At 32.4% G+C, this 23,384-nt stretch carries 18 protein-coding genes and 1 pseudogene; 12 read left to right on the top strand and 7 right to left on the bottom strand.

Annotation, left to right across the window (positions count from 1 at the left end):
- The first annotated feature begins 360 nt into the window (after window positions 1-360).
- A complete protein-coding gene (gene katG / locus COI44_RS23060) occupies window positions 361-2,544 on the top strand; it encodes a catalase/peroxidase HPI (RefSeq protein WP_098429976.1) in 2,184 nt (727 codons plus the stop codon).
- Window positions 2,545-2,767: 223 nt separating this feature from the next.
- Here katG and COI44_RS23055 read toward each other — a convergent pair whose 3' ends face one another.
- Window positions 2,768-3,979, bottom strand: coding sequence for an MFS transporter (locus tag COI44_RS23055; protein WP_098429975.1), 1,212 nt, complete (start codon window positions 3,977-3,979; stop codon window positions 2,768-2,770).
- A gap of 190 nt (window positions 3,980-4,169) precedes the next feature.
- Between COI44_RS23055 and COI44_RS23050 the strand changes: the two genes are divergently transcribed.
- Together COI44_RS23050 and COI44_RS23045 are read left to right on the top strand one after the other, a co-directional pair.
- Entirely contained in the window at window positions 4,170-4,841 is a 672-nt protein-coding gene (locus COI44_RS23050; protein ID WP_286164063.1) for a DNA alkylation repair protein, read from the top strand.
- 218 nt (window positions 4,842-5,059) lie between these two features.
- Complete coding sequence (locus COI44_RS23045) at window positions 5,060-6,265, top strand: D-alanyl-D-alanine carboxypeptidase family protein (protein WP_098429974.1); 1,206 nt, start codon at window positions 5,060-5,062, stop codon at window positions 6,263-6,265.
- 44 nt (window positions 6,266-6,309) lie between these two features.
- On the opposite strand, the gene COI44_RS23040 is transcribed toward COI44_RS23045, so the two are convergent.
- Window positions 6,310-7,320, bottom strand: a complete 1,011-nt coding sequence (locus COI44_RS23040) for an inorganic phosphate transporter (RefSeq protein ID WP_098429973.1) — start codon at window positions 7,318-7,320, stop codon at window positions 6,310-6,312.
- Window positions 7,321-7,331: 11 nt separating this feature from the next.
- A complete protein-coding gene (locus COI44_RS23035) occupies window positions 7,332-7,952 on the bottom strand; it encodes a DUF47 domain-containing protein (RefSeq protein ID WP_098429972.1) in 621 nt (206 codons plus the stop codon).
- Window positions 7,953-8,274: 322 nt separating this feature from the next.
- Here COI44_RS23035 and COI44_RS23030 point away from each other — a divergent pair, with 322 nt between their 5' ends.
- From COI44_RS23030 to COI44_RS23010, 5 genes are all read left to right on the top strand, one after another.
- On the top strand, window positions 8,275-9,669 hold the full coding sequence (locus COI44_RS23030; protein WP_098429971.1) for an aldehyde dehydrogenase: 1,395 nt from the start codon (window positions 8,275-8,277) through the stop codon (window positions 9,667-9,669).
- Between the two features lie 115 nt (window positions 9,670-9,784).
- Window positions 9,785-10,759: an ABC transporter ATP-binding protein gene (locus COI44_RS23025; RefSeq protein ID WP_098429970.1), complete on the top strand. Its 975-nt coding sequence runs from the start codon at window positions 9,785-9,787 to the stop codon at window positions 10,757-10,759.
- Entirely contained in the window at window positions 10,756-11,607 is an 852-nt protein-coding gene (locus COI44_RS23020) for an ABC transporter permease (protein ID WP_353616025.1), read from the top strand. Before COI44_RS23025 ends, COI44_RS23020 begins: the two co-directional genes overlap by 4 nt.
- Window positions 11,608-12,414 carry an ABC transporter permease gene (locus COI44_RS23015; RefSeq protein ID WP_098429969.1) on the top strand — a complete coding sequence of 269 codons (807 nt, stop codon included), beginning with the start codon at window positions 11,608-11,610 and terminating at the stop codon, window positions 12,412-12,414.
- A 98-nt stretch (window positions 12,415-12,512) separates the two neighbouring features.
- The gene (locus COI44_RS23010; RefSeq protein ID WP_098429968.1) at window positions 12,513-13,559 is read left to right on the top strand and encodes a polyamine ABC transporter substrate-binding protein; all 1,047 of its coding nucleotides are present in this window, start codon (window positions 12,513-12,515) and stop codon (window positions 13,557-13,559) included.
- A gap of 37 nt (window positions 13,560-13,596) precedes the next feature.
- Here COI44_RS23010 and COI44_RS23005 read toward each other — a convergent pair whose 3' ends face one another.
- Window positions 13,597-14,022 carry a MarR family winged helix-turn-helix transcriptional regulator gene (locus COI44_RS23005; RefSeq protein ID WP_098429967.1) on the bottom strand — a complete coding sequence of 142 codons (426 nt, stop codon included), beginning with the start codon at window positions 14,020-14,022 and terminating at the stop codon, window positions 13,597-13,599.
- A 201-nt stretch (window positions 14,023-14,223) separates the two neighbouring features.
- Between COI44_RS23005 and COI44_RS24990 the strand changes: the two are divergent.
- A pseudogene (locus COI44_RS24990) lies at window positions 14,224-14,422 on the top strand (histidinol dehydrogenase); the annotation flags it as partial.
- Between the two features lie 341 nt (window positions 14,423-14,763).
- On the opposite strand, the gene COI44_RS22995 reads toward COI44_RS24990, so the two are convergent.
- Window positions 14,764-15,375: a YitT family protein gene (locus COI44_RS22995; RefSeq protein WP_098429965.1), complete on the bottom strand. Its 612-nt coding sequence runs from the start codon at window positions 15,373-15,375 to the stop codon at window positions 14,764-14,766.
- Window positions 15,376-16,010: 635 nt separating this feature from the next.
- Between COI44_RS22995 and adhE the strand changes: the two genes are divergently transcribed.
- The 3 genes from adhE to COI44_RS22980 all read left to right on the top strand — a co-directional run bounded on the left by adhE (window position 16,011) and on the right by COI44_RS22980 (window position 20,456).
- Window positions 16,011-18,614 carry a bifunctional acetaldehyde-CoA/alcohol dehydrogenase gene (adhE, locus tag COI44_RS22990; protein WP_098429964.1) on the top strand — a complete coding sequence of 868 codons (2,604 nt, stop codon included), beginning with the start codon at window positions 16,011-16,013 and terminating at the stop codon, window positions 18,612-18,614.
- Window positions 18,615-18,844: 230 nt separating this feature from the next.
- Window positions 18,845-19,753, top strand: a complete 909-nt coding sequence (locus COI44_RS22985; RefSeq protein WP_098429963.1) for an RluA family pseudouridine synthase — start codon at window positions 18,845-18,847, stop codon at window positions 19,751-19,753.
- Window positions 19,754-19,763: 10 nt separating this feature from the next.
- Window positions 19,764-20,456 (top strand): copper homeostasis protein CutC, encoded by a 693-nt coding sequence (locus COI44_RS22980; protein WP_098429962.1) that lies wholly within the window; start codon window positions 19,764-19,766, stop codon window positions 20,454-20,456.
- A gap of 84 nt (window positions 20,457-20,540) precedes the next feature.
- Here the strand turns inward: COI44_RS22980 and COI44_RS22975 are convergent, their stop codons facing one another.
- Window positions 20,541-21,377: a CAP domain-containing protein gene (locus COI44_RS22975; RefSeq protein ID WP_286164061.1), complete on the bottom strand. Its 837-nt coding sequence runs from the start codon at window positions 21,375-21,377 to the stop codon at window positions 20,541-20,543.
- Window positions 21,378-22,061: 684 nt separating this feature from the next.
- Window positions 22,062-23,159, bottom strand: a complete 1,098-nt coding sequence (locus tag COI44_RS22970) for an SDR family oxidoreductase (protein ID WP_098429961.1) — start codon at window positions 23,157-23,159, stop codon at window positions 22,062-22,064.
- Between the last annotated feature and the right edge of the window lie 225 nt (window positions 23,160-23,384).

The following is a 23,384-nucleotide window of genomic DNA, read 5'->3' as shown; positions in this document are numbered from 1 at the left end:
AATTAGATAGCAGGTCGATTTGTATTAAATGTAGAAGTAAGTAATTGAAAATATTCGAAGTTATACTTATGAACGTTTACATAAAAGCAATGAGGGATAATGTTTGAAATGCGATTGAATTAACAATTAGTTGATGCCACTATTTGAACTATAGTTGGACAAAGTATTTCGCTAAAAAAGTTAATGTCATCAATTGTTCACAATGTTATGAATAATATCTTATTTGCGATAGTTATTTCTATTAATATATGTAATAGTTTAATATAATGATTGCATAATAATTAATCATATCTTGTTTGAAAAGTATTACAAGATACATAATTATTTGGGTATTTATTTACTTTTAAGGAGGAAAAAAGTATGGAAATGAATGATAATTCAAACATTGCAAAGTGCCCGTTTAATCACGGGAGCACTACTACTCCGAAATCAGGTGGTACAGTAAATAAAGACTGGTGGCCAAACCAGTTAAATTTGAACATTCTACATCAGAATGATAGAAAATCTAACCCTATGGATGAAGAATTTAATTATGTAGAAGCATTTAACAAGTTAGACTATCAAGCGCTTAAGCAGGATCTTCACACTCTTATGACAGATAGTCAAGATTGGTGGCCTGCTGATTATGGACATTATGGTCCATTCTTTATACGTATGGCTTGGCACTCAGCAGGTACATATCGTACAGGTGATGGCCGTGGTGGAGGAGGAACAGGTACACAGCGTTTTGCTCCACTAAATAGTTGGCCTGATAACGGAAATCTTGATAAAGCCCGTCGATTGCTTTGGCCGATTAAGCAAAAGTATGGTAATAAGATTTCTTGGGCTGATTTATTTATACTAACAGGTAATGTTGCTATTGAATCAATGGGCGGTAAAACATTTGGTTTTGGAGGAGGACGCGAAGACGTTTGGCATCCAGAAGAAGACGTCTATTGGGGTACTGAAACCGAATGGCTAGGGGATAAGCGTTACACGGGTGATCGTGACCTTGAGAATCCACTGGCTGCTGTTCAAATGGGCCTTATCTATGTTAACCCAGAAGGTCCAAACGGTAATCCAGATCCTATTGCGAGTGGCCGTGACATACGCGAAACCTTTGCACGTATGGGAATGAATGATGAAGAAACAGTTGCTCTAATCGCAGGAGGACATACATTTGGTAAAGCTCACGGTGCAGGAGATGCTGCTCACGTTGGTCCAGAACCAGAAGCAGCTCCGATTCATACCCAAGGACTAGGTTGGCTAAGCACTCATGGCTCTGGTAAAGGTCGTGACACGATTACTAGCGGTATTGAAGGTGCTTGGACTGCAAACCCAACAAAGTGGGATACTGGTTACTTTGATCTTTTGTTTGGATATCAATGGTGGCTTACAAAGAGCCCTGCAGGTGCGTTTCAGTGGCTTGCAGTAAATCCTGAGGAGAAGGATCTTGCTCCAGATGCAGAAGATCCAACTGTTCGTGTTCCTACCATGATGACTACTGCTGATATGGCATTGCGCTTTGATCCAGAATATGAAATGATATCTCGTCGTTTCCATGAAAATCCAGAAGATTTTGCTGATGTATTTGCTCGTGCGTGGTTTAAACTAACGCACAGAGATATGGGTCCACGTTCAAGATATCTAGGTCCAGAAGTCCCAGAAGAAGTTCTAATTTGGCAAGATCCTATACCTGCTTGTGAATATGAAATAACTGATGCAGAGGTTGAAAAGATCAAATTAATGATCCTAGATACAGAACTTACAATTAGCGAGCTAGTAAATACAGCTTGGGCTTCAGCAAGTACTTTCCGTGGCTCAGATATGCGTGGCGGTGCTAATGGAGCTCGAATTCGACTACAACCACAGAAGGATTGGGAAGTAAATCAGCCTGACCAACTTGCAAAGGTACTGAATGTATTAGAGAGCGTTCAAAACCACCTACATAAAAAAATCAGCATGGCCGACTTGATTGTACTTGGTGGTAGTGCCGCAGTAGAAAAAGCTGCACAAAATGCAGGTTTTGATGTGAAAGTTCCTTTTACTCCAGGACGTGGAGATGCAATACAAAAGCAAACAGATATAGAAAGTTTTGCAGTGCTAGAGCCGATCGCTGATGGTTTCCGAAACTATCAAAAGAAACAATATAGTGTAAATTCAGCAGAGCTATTAGTAGATAAGGCACAACTATTAGGCCTTACTGCACCAGAAATGACTGCACTTATTGGCGGCATGCGCGTACTAGGTACAAACTATAATGGCACACAACACGGAGTATTTACTGACCGAGTTGGCACACTTACTAATGACTTCTTTGTAAACTTGCTAGACATGGGAATTGCGTGGACACCTGTAGACGGAGACGTATTTGAAGGACGTGATCGTAAGTCAGGTGAGAAAGTACGTACTGCAACTAGTGTTGATTTAGTGTTTGGTTCAAATTCAGTGTTACGTGCGATAGTAGAAGTATATGCTCAAGACGATAACAAAGAGAAGTTTGTGCGTGATTTTATCGCTGCATGGGTTAAAGTCATGAATGCAGATCGCTTCGACCTTGAATGAGAAAACATTGATTTTGAAAAAACTAAACTTAATAATATAATTTAAAGAAAAATCCTTCCTGAACAATCAGGGAGGATTTTTCTTGGTAAAGGATGAAATTGTTACTTGCAATCATTCTGAAAACCTAATGTACAGTGTCTACATACAAATGGGCGACATATAGACAGCCTTTTTTGGTTGTAAATTAAGATTTAAAAGAGCTTTTAGGAAAATACTTTCTTACTTAAGCTGATTTTTTACGATCATTTGGTAGCATAAAAGCTACTAAACCTAATAGCGGTAAGAAGCTACATAAATTCATTACGAATTTTAGGCTAGTTGCATCGGCAATTACACCTAATAATACTGCTCCTAAAGCACCCATTCCAAATGCTAAACCAACTATTAATCCACTTACTAAACCAACTTTTCCAGGAACGAGTTCTTGAGCGTAAACAACAATTACACTAAAAGAACTTGAACTAATGATCCCAATTAAAAATAATATTGGAATAACTGCCAGTAAAGAGATATGAGGTAATAATAATGCTAATGGAAATGTACCAACTAATGAAAATAAAATCATATTCCGTTTTCCGAATCGATCAGCTAGTGTTCCACCTATGAAAGTACCTATTACGCCTGCAATCATAAAGATAAATAAATATAATTGTGTACTTTTAATCGATAAACCATAACTTTTAATTAAGTAAAACTGATAATAATTTCCTATGCCTGCTGAGTACCACGAACGGGCAAATGTAATAAATACTAGCAGGATAATAGCAAATTTTACAGCTGATGTAATTTTGATATTTTCACCAGAAGACTGATCTTTACCTTTTAATTTAAACGGGTTTTCTTTCAGTTTATTTCGATACCATGTGGATACGTAAATTAATACACAAATGCCAATGGCAGCTAGGAACGTAAACCATGCAGCACCTTTTTGTCCAAGTGGAACGAAAATTAGTGCTGTAAAGATTGGAGCCAGTGAGTTCCCCGTATTTCCGCCTACCTGGTAGATAGCTTGCGAGAGTCCTCTTTTTGAACCAGACGCTAAAAAGGCTACTTTTGAGCCCTCTGGGTGGAAGATAGCAGAACCTATACCAATAAATAGCACTGATAATAATACAATAAATAAATTAGGAGCAAATGCTAAACAAAGCATTCCGAATAAACTAGATGCCATTCCTATAGGTAGTAGAAATGGTGACGGCTTCCGATCGGAAAAAATCCCAAAAACGGGTTGCATTACAGAGGAAGTCATATTTAGCGCAAAGGCTATGAATCCAATTTCTGTATAAGTTAAATTCATGGTCTTTTCTAAAATTGGAAATATGGCTGGTACAACTGCTTGCATAGAATCATTTAATAAATGGCCAAAACTGATTGCAAATAAAATTTGATACATCGTTGACTGATTAATAACCTTTGTATTAACTGCTGGTTGCATAATAACCTCCTTTCTTATTGACATATCTATCATAATCCAATCTTCGGAAAATTTACACAATTTCGCCTTATACACTTTTCATTAAACTTTATGCTCATTTATAATAGAAGAAATCATAATTTTATCTAATAAGCTGCTATGCAAAGTAAATTTTTAAAGATGATAATTTGTAATCAGTAGGGAGTGTAGAATGGACAACTATTCAGCAGAGTTAATGAGATTTTTTAAAGAACACAAAAATAATAAAAATAGGCCCACAATGGAAGCGTATATGAAAAATAGATTTACATTTTTAGGTATTAAAGCACCAGAACGAAATGAACTGCTGAAACAGTTTCGAATGAGTAATGGTGAACCACCAAATTTAGAATCAATAATTGATATTTGGAACATAGAGGAAAGAGAATTTCAATATATTGCATTAACATGTTTAGATCGTCAGTATAAAAAAGCAGAGCTCGAACGGATTAAATTATATGAACAACTAGTAGTTGAAAAGTCTTGGTGGGATACCGTTGATACTATTGCTGGACGATTAATTAGTAATCATTTTTTAATCTATCCAGAATTGATTAATGAGTACGCTAATAGGTGGATGTCTTCAGATAATATGTGGCTGAATAGAGTAGCATTATTATTTCAAATGAAGTTTAAGGAGAATACGGATCAGGAGCGTTTATTTCATTATTGCCGCCTACTCCAAGAAAGCAAAGAATTTTTCATTCAAAAAGCAATAGGTTGGGCATTGAGAGAGTATTCCTATATCAATCCTAAAGAGGTTGAATTATTTATCAAACAAACTAATTTATCACCTTTAAGCAAAAGAGAGGGATTAAAATATATTGATAAATTAAAGGATTAGATATGTCGATTTTCCGGGAAATAACCGATATATTTTATTTTAAGTGAAAAATACTACTAATTTAAGTTAGTTGAGACATTAGTTTGAAAAGGTTATAATAGGTGCATTATTGTTTTTTCAAACCACTCCTCTTTTATCAATTCGTGTTATTTAAATTTGAGTTATGTAACCTGTACGAAATAACTAAATGAAAAAAGTTCAAAGGAGATTTAGTGTTCATGAAATCTACTTTTAATAATATTATAAAATTATGTCTTAGTATAAGCTTTATTAGTAGCTTCTTTATTCAAAAAACTGTACACGCAGACGAAATAAACTTATTTAGTGATAAGGCAATTTCAATATTGGCTGATAGTGGGGAAGTAATTTATAGTAAGAACGCAAATAAAGTTGATTTCCCAGCTAGCACAACTAAAATAATGACCGCAATGGTAATGATGGATCATTTAAAAGAGAATGATAAAATTCAAATGACAAAAAGAAGCATCCAAGAAGAAAAAAGTAATTCCCAAATTCTTTTTTCTGAAGGAGAAGTTTTAGATCGAAATACAGCATTAAAAACAATGATGATTTTAAGTGCCAATGATTTAGCATATGCTATTGGTGAACGAGTTGGCGGAAATATGGACAACTTTGTAAAAATGATGAATGAAAAAGCTAAAAAGATAGGCGCAAATCACACAAATTTCATGAATCCAAATGGTCTTCACAATGTAAATCATTATACAACTGCACATGATTTAGCTTTAATTACAAAGGAAGCCTTAAAATACCCATTAATAATTAAAGCAATGGGTACAAAAGACGCTCGTATTAGTACATCTAAGCAAAAGAATATATATATTTTTAATCGAGGAAAAATGTTTAAAAACCCTTACTTTTATGCGGGGAAAACTGGATATACAGATTCTGCTAGGAATACTTTAATTGAAATAGATAAAAAAGACGGCCAAATGATTATTAATATTTTATTACGTTCATCAAAACCGCAATATCTACAAGATATTAAGTTATTAGATTCCTATGCATTTTCAAGAATCCATAAAAAAACGCTTATAAAACAAAGTGATTGGCAGCGAGAATTAAAAATTAGAAATGATCTAATTCAAACAAAAATACCAAACGATTTATCCTTTTTGACTGCACTAGGGGCGAATACAAATTACGATATTAAAATAAAACCTTTAAATGCAATAGATAAGTCATACAAGGAAAATGGAATTTCAAAAAATCAAAAAATTGGTAAGGTTGAAGTATGGACGAATAACGAAGAACTGTTCAGTACTGAGTTATTAGCTGCTAAATCATATGACCGACCGACCATCCTTTCTATGAATACATTTATCATTGCAGGATCGGTAATTTTACTTTTGGTGTTAATATTTTTTATTAAAAAACCAAAAAGGAAAAGAGAATATATGTAAATAAAAAAGGCGAATCGTATTTTTTACGTTTCGCCTTTTTATCATTAAAGTAAGATTAATTTTAGAATTTGATAGAAAATTGCAGCCACTGTTGCTGAAATTGGGATTGTAATAACCCAAGTAATTAACATACGTTTCGCAGTACCCCAGTTTACATCTTTAACACGTTGAGCAGAACCTACCCCCATAATAGAAGATGAAATTACGTGAGTTGTACTTACTGGTAAATGTAAAGCAGTAAATGTGAAAATAATAGCTGCTGAAGATAAGTCAGCTGCTGCACCATTAATCGGGCGAATTTTCATGATTTTACCACCAACAGTTTTAATAATTTTCCATCCACCAACTGAAGTACCAATAGCCATTGCCATAGCACAACCGATACGTACCCATAAAGGAACGTCTGCACCTGCTGGTTCAATTTTAGCGGCAATTAAAGCGATCATGATAATTCCCATTGCTTTTTGTGCATCATTTGTACCGTGGGTAAATGACTGTAAAGAAGCAGTGAAAATTTGAACTAGTCTAAAGCCTTTATTAGTTTTAGCTAGGTTAGAACGTCTAAAAATAGTTGCTAAAATTGTCATAACAATAAAACCAAGTGTAATTGCAATGACAGGGGAAATTAATAAAGCTTCGATAATTTTAACAAAACCGTCCGCCTCTAAAACGCCAATTCCTTTTGCTGATACAGCGGCACCGGCTATTGCACCAATGATTGCATGAGAAGAACTACTTGGAATACCAAAATACCACGTTAATAAGTTCCAAAATATACCGCCTAATAAAGCAGCGATTACGACAACTAGTCCATTTGAACCTTCAATTGTAATCGGATCAACGATACCAGTCGTAATCGTTTTGGCAACTCCTGTAAATGTGATTGCACCAATGAAATTCATTAGAGCTGCTATTAAAATAGCTGTACGTGGTTTCAAAGCCTTTGTTGAAACGGACGTTGCAATTGCATTTGCAGTATCATGAAATCCATTAATAAAATCAAACAAAAATGCAAAAATCACGATTAATATCGTAAGTAAAAATAAATGCTCCATTTTATGACTCCTTACGCATTTCGCATGATAATTTGCTCAAGTGTGTTTGCTACATCCTGCGCACTATCAGCTACAGATTCTAGATTTTCGTAGATTTCTTTATACTGAATAATTTTAATAGGATCTTTTTCATTCATAAATAATTGTTTAATTGATGTACGTAATAGCTCATCACATTGAGACTCATAATCCTTAATTTTGATTGCATGAACTCGGATTTCTAATAATTTTTTATTTGAAAGTAATTTAACTGCAAGTAAAATTTCTTCAACAGCTTTTTGAAGAATATCAACGAATTTAACCATATATTCATCAGCAGATGTGATTGAATACATCTCAAATCGAGCTGAACAATGTTCAAATCCATCTAATACATCATCCATTTTCATTGCAAGTTGTAAAATATCTTCTCGCTCAATTGGAGTAATAAAGGTTTTGTTTAACTCAACGATTAAAGAGTGAATAAACTTATCACCTTTTGTTTCATATTCTTTCATTTCTTCTTGAAACTTCTTTAAGTCGCTTGCATTTTTTATTTTAAATTCAACGTAATACTTTGATGAAACGTGCAAGTTTTCAGCTATACCTAAAAGCTTTTCAAAGAATACATCCTTTTTTTGTCCAAAAAACATTATGATTCCTCCAACTAAAACATATAATTTATTATCACCTTCACATTTGTCAGTTAATTTTAAATGTCAGAAACTATGTAAAAATGTCGAAAAAAGTAAAGGTCACGTTAATAATAATAATTGGTTTTTGAAATTAATCAATTAAAAACGTTTAATTAATTTACAAATTTACAATTTCTTTACATTCCCTTAACAAAGTTAATATTTCGATTCCTACACTAGTTAATATAAATAATAGTATTCACAGAATTATTGACTTTATGTGAGATTTTAATTTAGCATTAGATTATACGTTTAAACTATTGGACTAAAAAAGGATGTGATGATTTTGGAAAGTACATATAAAGCATCTGAAATTACACAATTAGTAACTAAGCAAAAAGCATTTTTTCAAACTGGTTCAACTAAAACCTCAAATTTTCGAATTGAACAATTAAAAAAATTATATAAATCAATCGTAGAGAATGAGGAAGAAATAAAAATAGCCTTAAAAAAGGATTTAAATAAGTCAGATTTTGAAGCCTATATGACTGAAATTGGATTTACTTTAAAAGAAATATCTGAAGCAATCAAACAGATTAAGAAATGGATGAAACCTAAAAAAGTTAAAACTCCGATTACGCATATTGGTACAAAAGGTTATATTTACAGAGAACCGTATGGAGTAACATTAATTATCTCGCCTTGGAATTATCCTTTTCAATTAACGATGGCTCCATTAATTGGTGCAATAATTGGGGGAAATACTGCTATTATTAAACCATCGGAATTAACGCCAAATACATCAATCATTATTAATAAAATAATTAATGAGAATTTTGAAAAAGAATATATTTCAGTAGTTGATGGTGGAATTGAAGAAAGTACGATATTACTACAACAAAAATTTGATTTTATCTTTTTTACTGGCAGTGTTCAAGTTGGAAAAATTGTGATGGAAGCTGCAAGTAAAAATTTAACACCATTAATACTTGAATTAGGCGGGAAAAGTCCAACAATTGTACATAGCGATTCGAATATCCAACTAGCTGCGAAAAGAATTGTTTGGGGGAAATTTACAAATGCAGGACAGACTTGTATTGCTCCAGATTATCTTTATGTCCACACATCAGTAAAAAAGGATTTTATTGATGCATTAAAGAATGAAATTGTTCAGTTTTATAGTGATAAGCCATTGTTAAATAATGATTATACAAAGATTATCAGTGATCGCCATTTTAATCGTTTAGTTGGCTTTTTGAATAATGGTGAAATCCTACATGGAGGGGAATTTGATCAATCATCTCATAAAATCGAACCAACTTTAATTTCAGATCTATCTTGGGATTCACCAATTATGTCTGAAGAAATATTCGGTCCCATTTTACCAATTCTTTCCTATGAAAATATAGATGAAGTAATCAGTGAAATAAATCAACACCCTAAGCCATTAGCACTATACATCTTTACAGAAAGTAAACAGATCGCTAATAAAGTAATTGAAAGAGTTCCATTTGGTGGTGGTTGTGTAAACGATACGCTTTATCATATGGCGAATCCGAATTTACCTTTTGGTGGGGTAGGAGAAAGTGGTTCAGGAAATTATCATGGGGAGTATAGTTTTGCAGCTTTTACACATGAAAAAAGTGTCCTTTTACAAACTACTAAAATTGACTTGAAAATTAGATATCATACAACAAAAAACGCTTTACGGTTTATTCGTAAATTGTTAAAATAAAGGTTAATTGTAACTTAGTTTCTTAGCTCCTTGACAAAAGGGGCTTTTTATATGTTGAAAATAAATTATTCATTTTTACATAATAATAAAATATTAATATAGATGGGACGCGAAAATGAAAAATATAATTGAAATTGAACAAGTCGAGAAAAATTTTAGTGAAAATAATGTCATTTCCCCACTTTCATTAGAAATTTATTCTGGAGAATTCTTAACAATCTTAGGACCAAGTGGTTGTGGGAAAACGACACTTTTAAGAATGATTGCTGGTTTTGAAGAACCATCGTCAGGTGTGATCAAACTAAATGGAGAAGCAATTAATAGTTTACCTCCATATAAAAGGGATATGAATTTAGTGTTCCAACACTATGCATTATTTCCTCATATGAATGTTGAAAGAAATATTCAATTCGGATTAAAAATGAAAGGTATTTCGTTAGAAGAGCAAAAGGTCCGTGCTGACGAAGCAATGAGATTAACTCAATTAACTGAATTTAGAAATCGTAAACCTAGTCAGTTATCAGGTGGACAACAGCAAAGGGTTGCAATCGCTCGTGCAATAGTGAACAATCCAAAAGTCTTATTATTAGATGAACCACTAGGAGCACTTGATTTTAAGCTTCGTAAAGATTTACAAAGGGAACTGAAAAATCTTCAACGCGAATTAGGAATTACTTTTATCTATGTAACCCATGATCAAGAAGAAGCGATGAGCATGAGTGATCGAATCGTCGTTATGAATAACGGGAAAATCGAACAAATCGGAACACCGAAAGAAATTTATCAAAATCCAGCAAGCAAATTTGTTGCTACATTTATTGGTGAAAATAATTTCTTTGATAAAGCTGTGAAAGAAATTGCAGTTAGACCAGAAAATATTAAAGTTTCTCATGCTACAAATGAGAATAATCCTTATTCAGGCATAATAAGAGATGTAGAATTTGTTGGGACTCTAAATAAAATCTTTATTGATTTACATAAACATGAACAAACGATTATTGTCTATCAAATGCCAGATCAACCAAGTTTTAATAGAAATGATAAAGTTGAGATTAGTTGGAAGTCAGAAGATGAGGTGATTATGTATTGAGAAATGAAAAGTACATAATTGCACCTACGATTATCTGGCTATTAGTTTTTTTTCTAGTACCTTTATTATTAATTTTTGGTTTTGCATTTATGAAAAATGGAATGTACGGAGAAATTGAAAAAACATTTACACTAGAAAATATTGTAAAAGTTTTTGACCCACTTTATTTAAAAGTATTATGGACAACTTTTTGGATTGCTTTAGTAACTACAATCATAACTCTTTTGATTGGATATCCTTATGCATATACGGCTACAGTTGTAAATGAAAAATGGCAGAGGATTTTACTATTATTAATCACAATCCCCTTTTGGATAAATTTCTTAGTCAGATCATATGCATTAATTGTTATCCTTCGTTCAAAAGGGATAATTAACACATTATTAATCCAACTAGGTATTATAAAAGAACCTTTACAACTACTCTATAATACACCATCAGTCATAATGGGAATGGTCTATACATTATTACCATTTATGGTGTTACCGATCTTTGTTGCCATTGAGCAATTGGATAACCGAAAATTGGACGCTGCTAATGATTTAGGAGCTACGCCATTTCAAACCTTTATCTATGTAACTCTTCCATTAACGATGAAGGGGATTTTTGCAGGTAGTATTTTAGTTTTTGTTGCTTCATTTGGAATGTTTGTCGTTTCTGATGTAATGGGTGGATCAAAAGTTGCTTTAATCGGAAATGTCATCCAAAATCAATTCTTAGCTGCAAGAAACTGGCCATTTGGTTCCGCACTTTCAATTTTCTTAGTCATTACTTCAATCGGTTTAATAGGACTATACTATTTAGCTACAAAAAATATTGGTGCTGATAAAAGTAGAGGTGAAAAATAAATGAAAAAACCTATACTTATTGGATTTTCAACAATTATCTTGATTTGTTTATATTTACCAATCTTGATATTAATATTATTTTCTTTTAATAAATCAAAGATTAATGCACAGTGGACTGAATTTACGTTTGATTGGTATTTAAATTTATTTCATAACCCGCAAGTTATTGATGCCTTTATGAATAGTTTATTTATTGCTATTGTAACGACAATCCTTTCAACAATTCTTGGTACTATTTGTGCACTTGCCTTACATAAGCATAAATATAAATTTTCAAATCTTTTTAGTGGGCTAGTTTACCTACCAATTGTCGTTCCAGATATATTAATGGGGCTTTCGTTACTAATACTATTTACAAATTTTCATATTGAATTAGGTAGTATCACAATTATTATTGCCCATGTCACTTTTTGTATTTCATATGTCATTATTCTTTTAGCAGCTCGTCTTTCAGGAATGTCATCTGATTTAGAAGATGCTGCAAGTGATTTAGGTGCTACACCATGGCAGACATTTAGATTTGTAACTTTACCAGCGCTAATGCCTGGAATTATTGCTTCAGCACTTTTATGTTTTACACTAAGTATTGATGATTTTGTCATAAGCTTCTTTGTTTCAGGACCAGGTTCAACTACATTGCCAATTTATATTTATGGAATGGTAAAAAAAGGTGTTACACCTGAAATAAATGCAATTTCGACGATTTTAATTGTTACAATAATTTTCTTAATGGTAATTTCTGAAGTTTATCGTACAAAAGGTATTAATAATCAAGTGGAATCAGAGAAAAAATCCTATATCATTTAGGTCTAGTTCCACTTAAAAAAACGAATCTTTGGATTAGAATTCAACTAAGGCATACTGGATTTATGTGCCAAATTTTAAGGAGGTAGTCAGTAGACATTATGAGTATATTTAGAAAAGCTGCTGTAATAATGGTTTCTTTAGGCTTAGTAAGTTTACTTTTATCTGCTTGTTCAGTTGGAAAAAAAGAATTAAATATTTATAGCTGGGCAGATAATTTTGACGAGAAGGTTTTAGAATCATTTGAAAAGAAATATGATGTTAAAATTAATTATCAAGTTTTTGCAAGTAATGAAGAGTTGTATGCAAAACTAAAAGCTGGTGGTTCGAATTATGATGTAATCCAGCCTTCAGATTATATGGTTAAATTAATGATTCATCAAAATATGTTGGCTAAATTGAATAAAAGTAAAATGCCAAATTTAAATAATATTTCACCAGAATATACAAATCAAGAGTTTGATCCAAAAGGTGACTATTCAGTTGTTTATACTGGGGGATTAACGGGAATTGCCTATAATCCAAAATATGTAAAAGAAAATATAGATAGCTGGAATGATCTATGGAACCCAAAATACAAAGGTCATGTAACTTTACTTGATGACAATAGAGAAGTATTTGGAATGGGATTAATTAAAAATGGTTATTCAAATAGCTCAACAAATGAAGACGAATTGCTAAAAGCTTATAACAATTTAAAAACATTAACACCTAACTTATTAGCATTCGACACAGATACGGTGAAACAAAAGTTTATTACAGAAGATGCATGGATTGGTCAAGTATGGTCCGGAGATGCTGCATATATTCAAAAAGAGCTTAAAGATATTAAATGGGTTGTACCAAAAGAAGGATCATCAAGATGGGCAGATACTTTAGCAATACCAAAAGATGCAAAACAAAAACATCTAGCTGAAAAGTTTATTAATTTTCTATATGACCCAAAAGTAAGTGCACAAAATTATGAGGCGATTGGTTATGCTGATCCAAATAGAAAATCAGGACCATATCATTCAACGGAGTATAAACAAAATCCGTTTATTAATGTAACAAAAGAACAAACTGATGCAACCAATTGGATTAAGGACGTTGGGGACCAAACAGAATTATATGATAAGTATTGGACAGAATTAAAAACTGGCAAATAATATTTCAAACTAAAAAGGTTATCTNNAGATAACCTTTTTAGTTTGAGATTAATTTGTTTAATAAAAATTGAAATTGATCTCTTTCACTATGTGAAAGATTTTCGAATAAATTTAGCCACAATTCTTGACGGAAATTGAAGTTTTCTTCAATCAAACGTTTTCCTTCATCCGTTAATTCAAGCCATGTAACTCTTCGATCACGGCTATCTCTTTTTCGAGAAATTAAGTGATTATTAACCAATTTATTCACAGCTGTTGTAATAGAACCAGAAGATAATCCAATTTGTCTTCCAAGTTCAGAAGCAGTAAGTTTTTGATTTTTATATATTAAATATAAAAGCAAATATTTTGGTGGAGTTAAGGAGTTTTTTACTTCCTCATCAGTTTTTTGCCAGTTTTTTCGAACTCGAATCATTAAACTTGTTAAATCATCCAAAAGAAGTTTGTCGTTTTCGGTTAACAAGGTAGAGTCACCTCCTAAATTATGATTTAAAGTTGTTAATAAAGGGAGTATTGTACGTATAGGTTATCAATATTCTAAATCATTTTCAAGAATGCAGGGAATTTAGCCAAGATTTTTAAATTTGTCAAGTTTTGGTTGTATAGTATCTATAGTGTTTTGTAAATAGTATGATAAAAGAGACATTGGTAGGGGTGAAGTTCAATGTTTAAGTATTTTAAGTTTAAAATAAATGATACTGTTCAATTTGTAAAGAACGATGGTCATTTCTATCGAGTGATCGGGTACAGGATCGAAAAAAGTATTTATTTAAATGATGAGTACAGTAGCATTATATACGAACTCTTACGAGAATTTGATGGTCTTCAAGTTGACGCTGAAGAAGAAGAATTAGTAAGCGTATCGAACTTTGATGAATTCTACGGTTCAATGTTTGAAAAACTAGGTACATTTACAATTAAGTTTGCTAAAAAGCAAGAAGAAGTAAAAAAAACAACCTTGGGTGAAGCCTCATCTGTGGACGAGCTATTAGATAAATATAATGATTATCGAAGACTGGCAATACTTTTTAAAGATTGTCTTTATGATTTAGCTGCCGAAAATGTTCTAAATGAGCTCACCGATTTTTCTGAATCAAAAAAAGATTACATGCATTAAGGTTCAGACTGTTGACAACCGCTTTCAATCAGTCTGAACTCAAATTTTTGGAAACTCTAATTTATAACGTAAAAAAAATTACATGCATTAAGCATGTAATCTTTTTTCGTTAGTTTTAATTGTAACAGATTTTTTTTGAAATTTACTTTCATAGACCAATTCTGTTACTTTCGCACAGATTGCAACAGAAAGAATTGTATATCCTACTTCATTCCATGACAGGTAGGATAGTGAACAAAGAAGAATTACAACATCAAAAATAAAATATACTTTACCGATCGATATTTTTGATTTTTTGCTCATTATTATTGTTATTAAATCATCTCCACCTGTTGCACCACCACTTCTTAGAATTAACCCTAAACCAAGTCCAGCGAAAATTCCACCTAAAATAGCGGGTATCCAAAGATGATTTCCAAAGTTAAATGTAATATTGGAAGATGTTTTTTCTATTATAGAATAAAAAACAGAAAACGAGATGGCTCCGATGGTAGTATTGATTAATAATTTTCTACCTAAATACAAACCAGCAATCAAGATAATTGGAATATCGAGTAGCAAAGTTGTAATTGAAGGTGATATATTTAGTGCGTTCTTTACTAATAAAGCAATACCAATAAATCCACCTTCAGCTAAATTATTTTGATAATGAAAATGATACAGTGTAGTGGCTAAAATAAATGAACCAATTAAAATCATTAAGGTCTCACCCAAACGATTGTTACTCATTGTTATTTCCTCATTTCGTAGTTAGTAGTTAAAAGTGCAGCTTATAAACTAACTACGTACATATAGAGCTCGTAGTTAGTTTTTTGGCTTTCTAACTACATAGCTATATATCATTGAAGAAATAACATAATCGCCTGTCAACCATAGTTTCGCCTACCTTCAGTTTTATTTTAGAGTTCTTTTGGTTCTCTAAATTAAAACTGCTAAGTGTAGGATAAGTCTTTACGTTGCCAAATGCTCCTTCGAGCAATCATGGTTACACGTCCTTTTTACCAGTTTTGTTAGAAAAATCTAACAGGTGAAAAATAAGTTCTATGAGAACTTATTCTTAATTTTATCATATGCGAAATTATTTGAAAAAAGAAAAGAATTAACAAAAATCTACAAAAAGTTAGAAGTAAGGAAAGGAATAAGTAGAAGAGGAACATGTTTTGGTGAAAAAATGTGAAAAATTTCACAAAATAGACATAGCAATTTTAATAAAAAGGATATATATTATATTTGTAAACAATATTGTGAAGTATTTCACAAGTATAAATGATAAATGGGAATTAATGAACCTTAAATAGGCTGATTAATCTCCAACATCAGAGGAGGAGAGCCAAATGGCTGTTCAAGAAAAAATTGTAAATGAAATTAGTAACGCTTCTAAAATGGTAAATGACTTGGTCGTAAAAGGACAAAAAGCATTAAAAGAATTTGAAAGCTTTAATCAAGATCAAATCAATGAAATTGTACTTTCGATGGTTTTAGCTGGTTTGGATCAACATATGCCACTCGCAAAAATGGCAGTTGAGGAAACAGGGCGTGGAGTCTATGAAGATAAAATTATTAAAAATATCTTTGCTACAGAATATATATGGAATTCAATTAAAGATAATAAAACGGTTGGGATAATAAGTGAAGATCAGCAAACAGGAATAACTGAAATAGCTGAACCTGTTGGGGTAATTGCAGGTGTAACGCCAACAACTAATCCGACATCTACAACATTATTTAAAGCAATCATTGCGATTAAAACAAGAAACCCAATTATTTTCGCTTTTCATCCTTCTGCACAAAAATGTAGTAGAGAAGCAGCGAGAATCGTTCGTGATGCGGCAATAAAAGCTGGAGCACCTGAAAATTGCGTACAATGGATTGAAGTCCCTTCTATTGAAGCAACAAAGTGTTTAATGAATCATGAAGGAGTAGCACTTGTTTTAGCAACAGGTGGTGCTGGAATGGTTAAATCGGCTTATAGTACAGGAAAACCTGCTTTAGGGGTTGGACCTGGCAATGTACCATGTTATATTGAGAAATCTGCTGAAATTAAGAGTGCAGTGAATGATCTTATTCTTTCAAAAACATTTGATAATGGAATGATTTGTGCTTCTGAACAAGCAGTTATTGTAGATAAAGAAGTTTATGAAGAAGTGAAAGCAGAGTTAAAAGCAAATAATTGTTATTATGCTACAAAAGAAGATAAACAGAAATTAGAAAAGCTTGTCATAAATGAAGCTACATGTGCTGTAAATGGTGACATTGTTGGTAAGTCTGCATATGAAATTGCAACAATAGCTGGAGTAAACGTACCAGTAGATACAAAAATTCTTATCGTTGAATGTGAAGCTGTTGGTGCAAATGAACCTTTAACAAGAGAAAAACTAAGTCCAGTTTTAGCTGCAATTAAAGTAGATGGAAAAGAAGAAGGGTTTAAACGTTGTGAAGAAATGTTAGAGCTAGGAGGATTAGGCCATTCGGCAGTTATTCATAGTAATAATGAAGAAATTCAAAAAGAATTTGGACTAAGAATGAAAGCATGTCGTGTTATTGCAAATGCTCCTTCAGCACATGGTGGAATCGGGGATTTATATAACGCATTTATTCCTTCACTTACATTAGGCTGTGGATCGCACGGTAAAAACTCTGTATCGACTAATGTGACAACTGTACACTTATTAAATATTAAAAAATTAGGAAGAAGAAATATGAATATGCAATGGGTCAAACTACCACCAAAAATTTATTTTGAAAAATATTCAACTCAGTATTTAGAAAAAATGCCAAAGGTTAAAAAAGTATTTATTGTAACTGACGAAGCAATGGTTAAATTAGGTTATGTTGACGTGATTAAATATTATTTAGAGAAAAGACAAGAGAATATTCAGATTGAAATCTTTTCAGATGTAGAACCGGATCCTTCAGATATTACTGTAATGAAGGGTGCAGATAGAATGTTATCATTTGAACCGGATACTATTATCGCTTTTGGCGGTGGATCAGCAATGGACGCAGCCAAGGGTATGTGGATGTTCTTTGAATACCCGGAAACTACTTTAGACGGACCTAAACAAAAATTCTTAGATATTCGAAAAAGAGCTTATAAATACCCTAAATTAGGTCGTAAAGCTCAGTTTGTCGCAATACCAACCACTTCTGGTACTGGTTCAGAGGTTACACCTTTTGCTGTAATTACTGATAAAGCTAACAATATTAAATATCCTTTAGCTGATTATGAATTAACGCCTGATGTTGCAATTATTGACCCTCAGTTCGTATCAACTGTTCCTAAAAGTATTACAGCAGATACAGGTATGGATGTATTAACTCATGCAATTGAGGCTTATGTAAGTGTCTTAGCTAATGATTATACAGATGGATTAGCATTACAAGCTATAAAATTAGTGTTTAAATATTTACCTAGAGCATACAAAGATGGAAACGATTTTGAAGCACGTGAAAAAATGCATAATGCTTCAGCAATAGCAGGTATGGCATTTGCAAATGCGTTCTTAGGAATTAACCACAGTTTAGCGCATAAAATTGGAGCGGAATTCCATATACCTCATGGTAGAGCAAATGCAATCTTAATGCCACATGTAATAAGATACAATGCTAAAAAACCAACTAAGTTTACAGCATTCCCTAAATATAAGCATTTCATTGCAGATGAACGATATGTTGAAATTGCTCGTTTTCTAGGTCTTCCAGCTTCAACTATTGAAGAAGGCGTTGAAAGTTTAATTACAGCAGTTATTAAATTAGCTAAGGAATTAAATATAAATATGAGTATCGAAGCACAAGGAGTTACTGAAAAAGAATTTTTAGAAAAAGTTTCATATTTAGCTGATCGTGCTTTCGAAGATCAATGTACTACTGCGAATCCAAAACTACCTCTAGTAAAAGAATTAGAAGAAGTTTATCTGAATGCTTTCAAAGGATGTTAATTCATTAACTAAAAACTTGAGTTTCAGACTGATTGTGCAAGCGTTTGTCTTTCGAGGCGTGAAGCCTGGTGAGGAGCGGAGTTACCCTAGACGGTAATGAGCACCGCAGACAGGCGAAGCAACGAAGAAAGAGAGCGTTTGGCGGGCAGTATGGGAGCACCTAAACAGGTGCTTCTTTTTTGACTAATTATATTTTGATATAATAGTCATATTGAAAGTGGTGATTAATGATGGAGTTAAAGCAACAAAATCCAGGGTTTAAGGTAATAATAGGTGTTGAGCATAAAAATCAAACAGTGGAGTCATATTTAAAAAATGTGTGGCAGTTTCCAAAGAAGTTGCTCCATGAATTAAGGATGGCAAAAGGTTGTAGGATTAACGGAGAAATTAAACCTTGGAATACAATCCTATTCAGTGGTGACCAAGTTGAAATGCAATTGTACATAGAAGAGGATTTTGGTGTAATACCACAGGAACAATCTATTGAGATCTGCTACGAAGACGAACATTTACTTATTGCTAATAAACCATTTGGAGTCGACACTCATCCGAATGAAAAAGGACAGTTAAATACATTAGCAAATGGGGTAGCATTTCATTTTCAAGAAAATGGATTGAAAACAAAAGTACGCCATATACACCGTCTCGATAAAGACACTACCGGTGGAGTCGTATTTGCTAAACACGCATTAAGTAGTTCAATTCTAGATTCGATGTTAAGTCAACGTAAAATAAAACGTACCTATACAGCTATAGTTGAAGGGAATGTTAAATCACCAAAAGGTACAATAAATGAAGCGATTGGAAGGGATCGACATCATCCTACCAGAAGAAGGGTTTCACCAAAAGGCGATAAAGCAATAACACATTATAAAAAAATAAGATATATATCAAAGTTGAACGTAACAATATTAGAATGTCAGTTAGATACTGGTCGAACACATCAAATCCGAGTTCATTTAAGTTTTTTAGGTCATCCATTAATTGGAGATCTATTGTATGGTGGGAAACAAAAAATATTGAATCGTCAAGGATTACACGCTAATAATGTACAATTTACGCATCCTTTTACGAAAGAAAATTTATCGATTGATATCCCATACCCGCCGGACATAAAACAAATACTTAACGAAAAGTGAGATGAATGAAATGTTATTAGAAGTCATTGCCACAAACGTAAAAGATGCACTAGATGCAGAAAGGTTTGGGGCAAATCGCATCGAATTAGTTACTGGAATAAAAGAGGGAGGATTGACACCAAGTTACGCGACAATTAAACAGGTTGTTCAAAATGTCTCAATTCCAGTGCATGTAATGATTCGACCACATAGTCGTTCATTTCTATATGATCAGTATGATCAAGAAGTAATCTTAAGCGATATTGATGTATGTAATGAGCTCGGAGCAGCTGGTATCGTTTTTGGAGCCTTGACAAAAGAGAATACAATTGATGAAGATCTTTTAAAAAAAGTAACAGCTCGAGTAAAAGATATGAACTTTACGTTTCATAGAGCAATAGATGAATCAAATGATTTTTTAAAAGCTATTGATACATTAAAACAATACCCTGTGATTACGCATGTATTAACATCTGGCGGTGTTGCTAGTGCAATTGATGGGAAAGAAACAATAAAAAATATGATTGAACTGACAAAAAAATCGAATCTAAAAATTTTAGCAGGAAGCGGATTATCCATTGAAAATGTATCAGACTTCATTGAATTTACGAATGTAGAAGAAATTCATTTTGGTTCTGGGGTTCGAAAAAATAACTCTGCAATTGAAGAGATTGATTCTTCTTTGATGGAAAGTTTGCGAAGAAGGTTAGTACGTAATATTTGAATAAAACAATATTATTTTCGTATAATAAAAAAGTAGTCCGCATAAACGGACTACTTATAATACAGCTTTATACAATTTTATTTATTATTTACCGATAAATTGTTGAGTCCAAGCATTTGATCTTGAATCATAACCAACACCAATTTGAGTTAAGTTAGGATTTAAGATATTTGCACGGTGACCAGCACTGTTCATCCAAGCAGTAACTACTTCTTCAGGTGTTTTTTGACCTTTAGCGATGTTTTCTGCTGCATAGCTATAAGTGATTCCGAATTGTTTCATCATATCAAATGGTGATCCATAAGTCGGTGAAGTGTGGTCAAAGTAATTCTTGTCAGTCATATCTTGTGATTTTAAACGTGCTGTTTTAGATAATGTTGCATTAACAGTAAATGGTTTTAAACCAGCTTTTGTACGTTCAGCATTTGTTAAATCAACTACTTTTGATTCATAAGCTGATAATGATGCTGAGTTTGATGTTGTATCTGATGGTGTTGATGTTGCTGGTTTTGATGGTGTTGATGGTGTTGAAGTTGACGGTGTTGTTGGTTTAGATGGTGTAGTTGGTACCGTCGGTTTTGTTGTTGGTGTTGATGGTTTAGCCGGTGTAGCTGGCGTCGTTGGTACTGTTGGTTTTGTAGTTGTATTTGAACTATTACCTTGTTTTAGTTGAGCTTCTAATTGTTGTTTAATTGAATCTTGAAGCTTCGTCATATCAATACCAAATTTAGATAAATCTATTTTACCGTTAGTAGTGTTTAAGCTTGGTAGATTAAAGTAGCTAAATAATACATTATTTAAATCAACTTTTTGAGTATATGCTTTTGTATCCTTATTAATTGTATCCGCGTGTACTGCAGTTACAGGAGCACCCACTAGTAGAGTAGCAGCCAATGTTGATAATGAGATTACTTTTTTCATGTCTTATTCCTCCATTTGTTTGGTTATTGTCTCGCTGTACAAGTAATACTTTAGCATGAAAACGCATGACATAATTATGGGAAATAATGGGGAGCAAAATTTGAGGATTTTTTTGGTAGTACTGTTTTAGTACAGAAACAAATTAAATCGTTGTTATGACAACTATTTTACTAGAATAATATTAAATGAGTATCATAAATTTTTGCTTGAAATTTCCATTAAAAAAGTTTGAAGTTAAGAAAACGTCATATTTTCACGTTATAATACAGGAAGAAAAATCCAGTTTTGTTGTTATCCAGTTACGATTGTAATCATTCTGTAATGAATGTATTGAGGGTGAATAATTTGAAATTATTTATTGATGATACTAGCCTGTTCCATACGATTTTATATTGGCAAGATCCTTTGAGGAATGATTAAAAGAATGTAAACAACAACAATTTCAACAAATATCTCTAGATTATAGGCTACGATTTAGGAAAGAAAATGGATTAGACAATATAAAGAAGTTTATTGCACATACTTGGCGTTTTTAAAATGGAATATGAAATAAATCATTAATAATAGAAGAAAAGAAACAAAGCACATAATTACAAAGATCTCTTAAATAAAAGGACACTAAATTATATTAGTGTCCTTAAACTTTTCCTTCATATATATAGAAGAGAAATTACATAACCCAGTTTACTTAAATGATACATGCTTCTCTATCACTGCCTTATGCACTTTATAATAATTTGTAATAACAGGAAGTATATCTTTAAAGTCCGGACATTTAATACTTGTATCTTGTAGATCAGTTAAGGTATTCATACAATCATACTCGGATTTACAATTAAAATAAGATAAAACTTCTTTTTCAACTTTAAGTAATCGTCTAATGAATGGAATTGATAGGAGAGGACTAATAAATTTAATTGGCATAATGCCCACGGTAGTTTTGTTTAAATAATAGGAAAGAAAATCTTTATAAACATCCTGTACAGGGTAAGGAGAGGGATCTGTAATTTGATAAGTTTTGTTAACTCCGATTTCTGCATGACTCAAATAGTAAACAGCATTAATTAAATAATCAATTGGAATGAAATTGCAATAAGCGTTGTCTTTACCTATTTGAGGTATAGGTAAATAGCGAAGTTTTGTGAAGAAATTTAAAATGAAATATGGTCCATCAAATTTACTTGTCTCACCAGTTTCTGAGTGACCAACTACAATTCCTGGTCTTATTATGGTGATTGGAAGTTGTGTTTTTAGTTTCTCAACTTCTATTTCAGCATAATACTTCGTTTCTTCATAAAAGTTTTTAAATGTTTGTCCCATTTCTAACTCTTGTTCATAAATTCTTCCTTCACGAGTACCCGAGACATAGCTAGTACTAAAATAGGTGTAACGCTTCAAAGATTTCAGTTTAAGTGCAAATTCATTTACGTTTATTGTTCCTTTCACATTTACTTCATATGCAATTTTTTTAGGGACTGCAAGGTCATAAATTGCAGCCAAATGAAATAAGTCCGTTAGATCATTAAAAAGTACATTAAGATATTTTAGGCTGAGCCCAAAGTTTTTCTTGGATATATCGCCACTTAAAAGTTCTATTTTTAAAAGAGTGTAATATGGATACTTTTGATCTAATGTAAATAAAAAATCTCGGCATTGTTTTTCAGTATTAGGAAGAATGAGTAAATAAATTTTTTGAAAAGACTTTTCATTATCAAGAATTTTGAGGAGTAAATGCTTCGAAATAAATCCAGGAAATCCAGTAATAAAGTATGTTCTTTCCATTCTAGCCACCTACTTTATGTAAATTAAATCCCTTTGTTTATTTTATTAAAGAAATATGCATTTAATGTAAAGTTCGCTTCAATATAATAAAGGTATTTTGATCTTTTTTCACTATTTATGGTAGGTAAAACTCAAGTTTTAGCCTATCTAGTTCCTCATGAACCTTTTATGAGGATGTATGATTCAAGTTTTAGCTTATTTAGTGCCTCATGAACTGCTTATGAG

Source organism: Bacillus sp. AFS088145 (assembly GCF_002564465.1).
Lineage (GTDB): Bacteria > Bacillota > Bacilli > Bacillales > Bacillaceae_G > Gottfriedia.
Note: the sequence above shows the minus strand (reverse complement) of the source record. Positions and strands in the feature narration are given on the sequence as shown.

Excerpts from the sequence above, each read along its gene's own strand:
- COI44_RS23050 (WP_286164063.1), top strand. The coding sequence starts at position 4,170 with ATGGACAACTATTCAGCAGAGTTAATGAGATTTTTTAAAGAACACAAA.
- COI44_RS23015 (WP_098429969.1), top strand. The coding sequence starts at position 11,608 with ATGAAAAAACCTATACTTATTGGATTTTCAACAATTATCTTGATTTGT.
- COI44_RS23010 (WP_098429968.1), top strand. The coding sequence starts at position 12,513 with ATGAGTATATTTAGAAAAGCTGCTGTAATAATGGTTTCTTTAGGCTTA.
- COI44_RS22980 (WP_098429962.1), top strand. The coding sequence starts at position 19,764 with ATGTTATTAGAAGTCATTGCCACAAACGTAAAAGATGCACTAGATGCA.
- katG (WP_098429976.1), top strand. The coding sequence starts at position 361 with ATGGAAATGAATGATAATTCAAACATTGCAAAGTGCCCGTTTAATCAC.
- COI44_RS23040 (WP_098429973.1), bottom strand. The coding sequence starts at position 7,320 with ATGGAGCATTTATTTTTACTTACGATATTAATCGTGATTTTTGCATTT.
- COI44_RS23045 (WP_098429974.1), top strand. The coding sequence starts at position 5,060 with ATGAAATCTACTTTTAATAATATTATAAAATTATGTCTTAGTATAAGC.
- COI44_RS22970 (WP_098429961.1), bottom strand. The coding sequence starts at position 23,159 with ATGGAAAGAACATACTTTATTACTGGATTTCCTGGATTTATTTCGAAG.
- COI44_RS22985 (WP_098429963.1), top strand. The coding sequence starts at position 18,845 with ATGGAGTTAAAGCAACAAAATCCAGGGTTTAAGGTAATAATAGGTGTT.
- COI44_RS22975 (WP_286164061.1), bottom strand. The coding sequence starts at position 21,377 with ATGAAAAAAGTAATCTCATTATCAACATTGGCTGCTACTCTACTAGTG.
- COI44_RS23055 (WP_098429975.1), bottom strand. The coding sequence starts at position 3,979 with ATGCAACCAGCAGTTAATACAAAGGTTATTAATCAGTCAACGATGTAT.
- COI44_RS23025 (WP_098429970.1), top strand. The coding sequence starts at position 9,785 with ATGAAAAATATAATTGAAATTGAACAAGTCGAGAAAAATTTTAGTGAA.
- COI44_RS23030 (WP_098429971.1), top strand. The coding sequence starts at position 8,275 with ATGATTTTGGAAAGTACATATAAAGCATCTGAAATTACACAATTAGTA.
- COI44_RS23035 (WP_098429972.1), bottom strand. The coding sequence starts at position 7,952 with ATGTTTTTTGGACAAAAAAAGGATGTATTCTTTGAAAAGCTTTTAGGT.
- COI44_RS22995 (WP_098429965.1), bottom strand. The coding sequence starts at position 15,375 with ATGATTTTAATTGGTTCATTTATTTTAGCCACTACACTGTATCATTTT.
- adhE (WP_098429964.1), top strand. The coding sequence starts at position 16,011 with ATGGCTGTTCAAGAAAAAATTGTAAATGAAATTAGTAACGCTTCTAAA.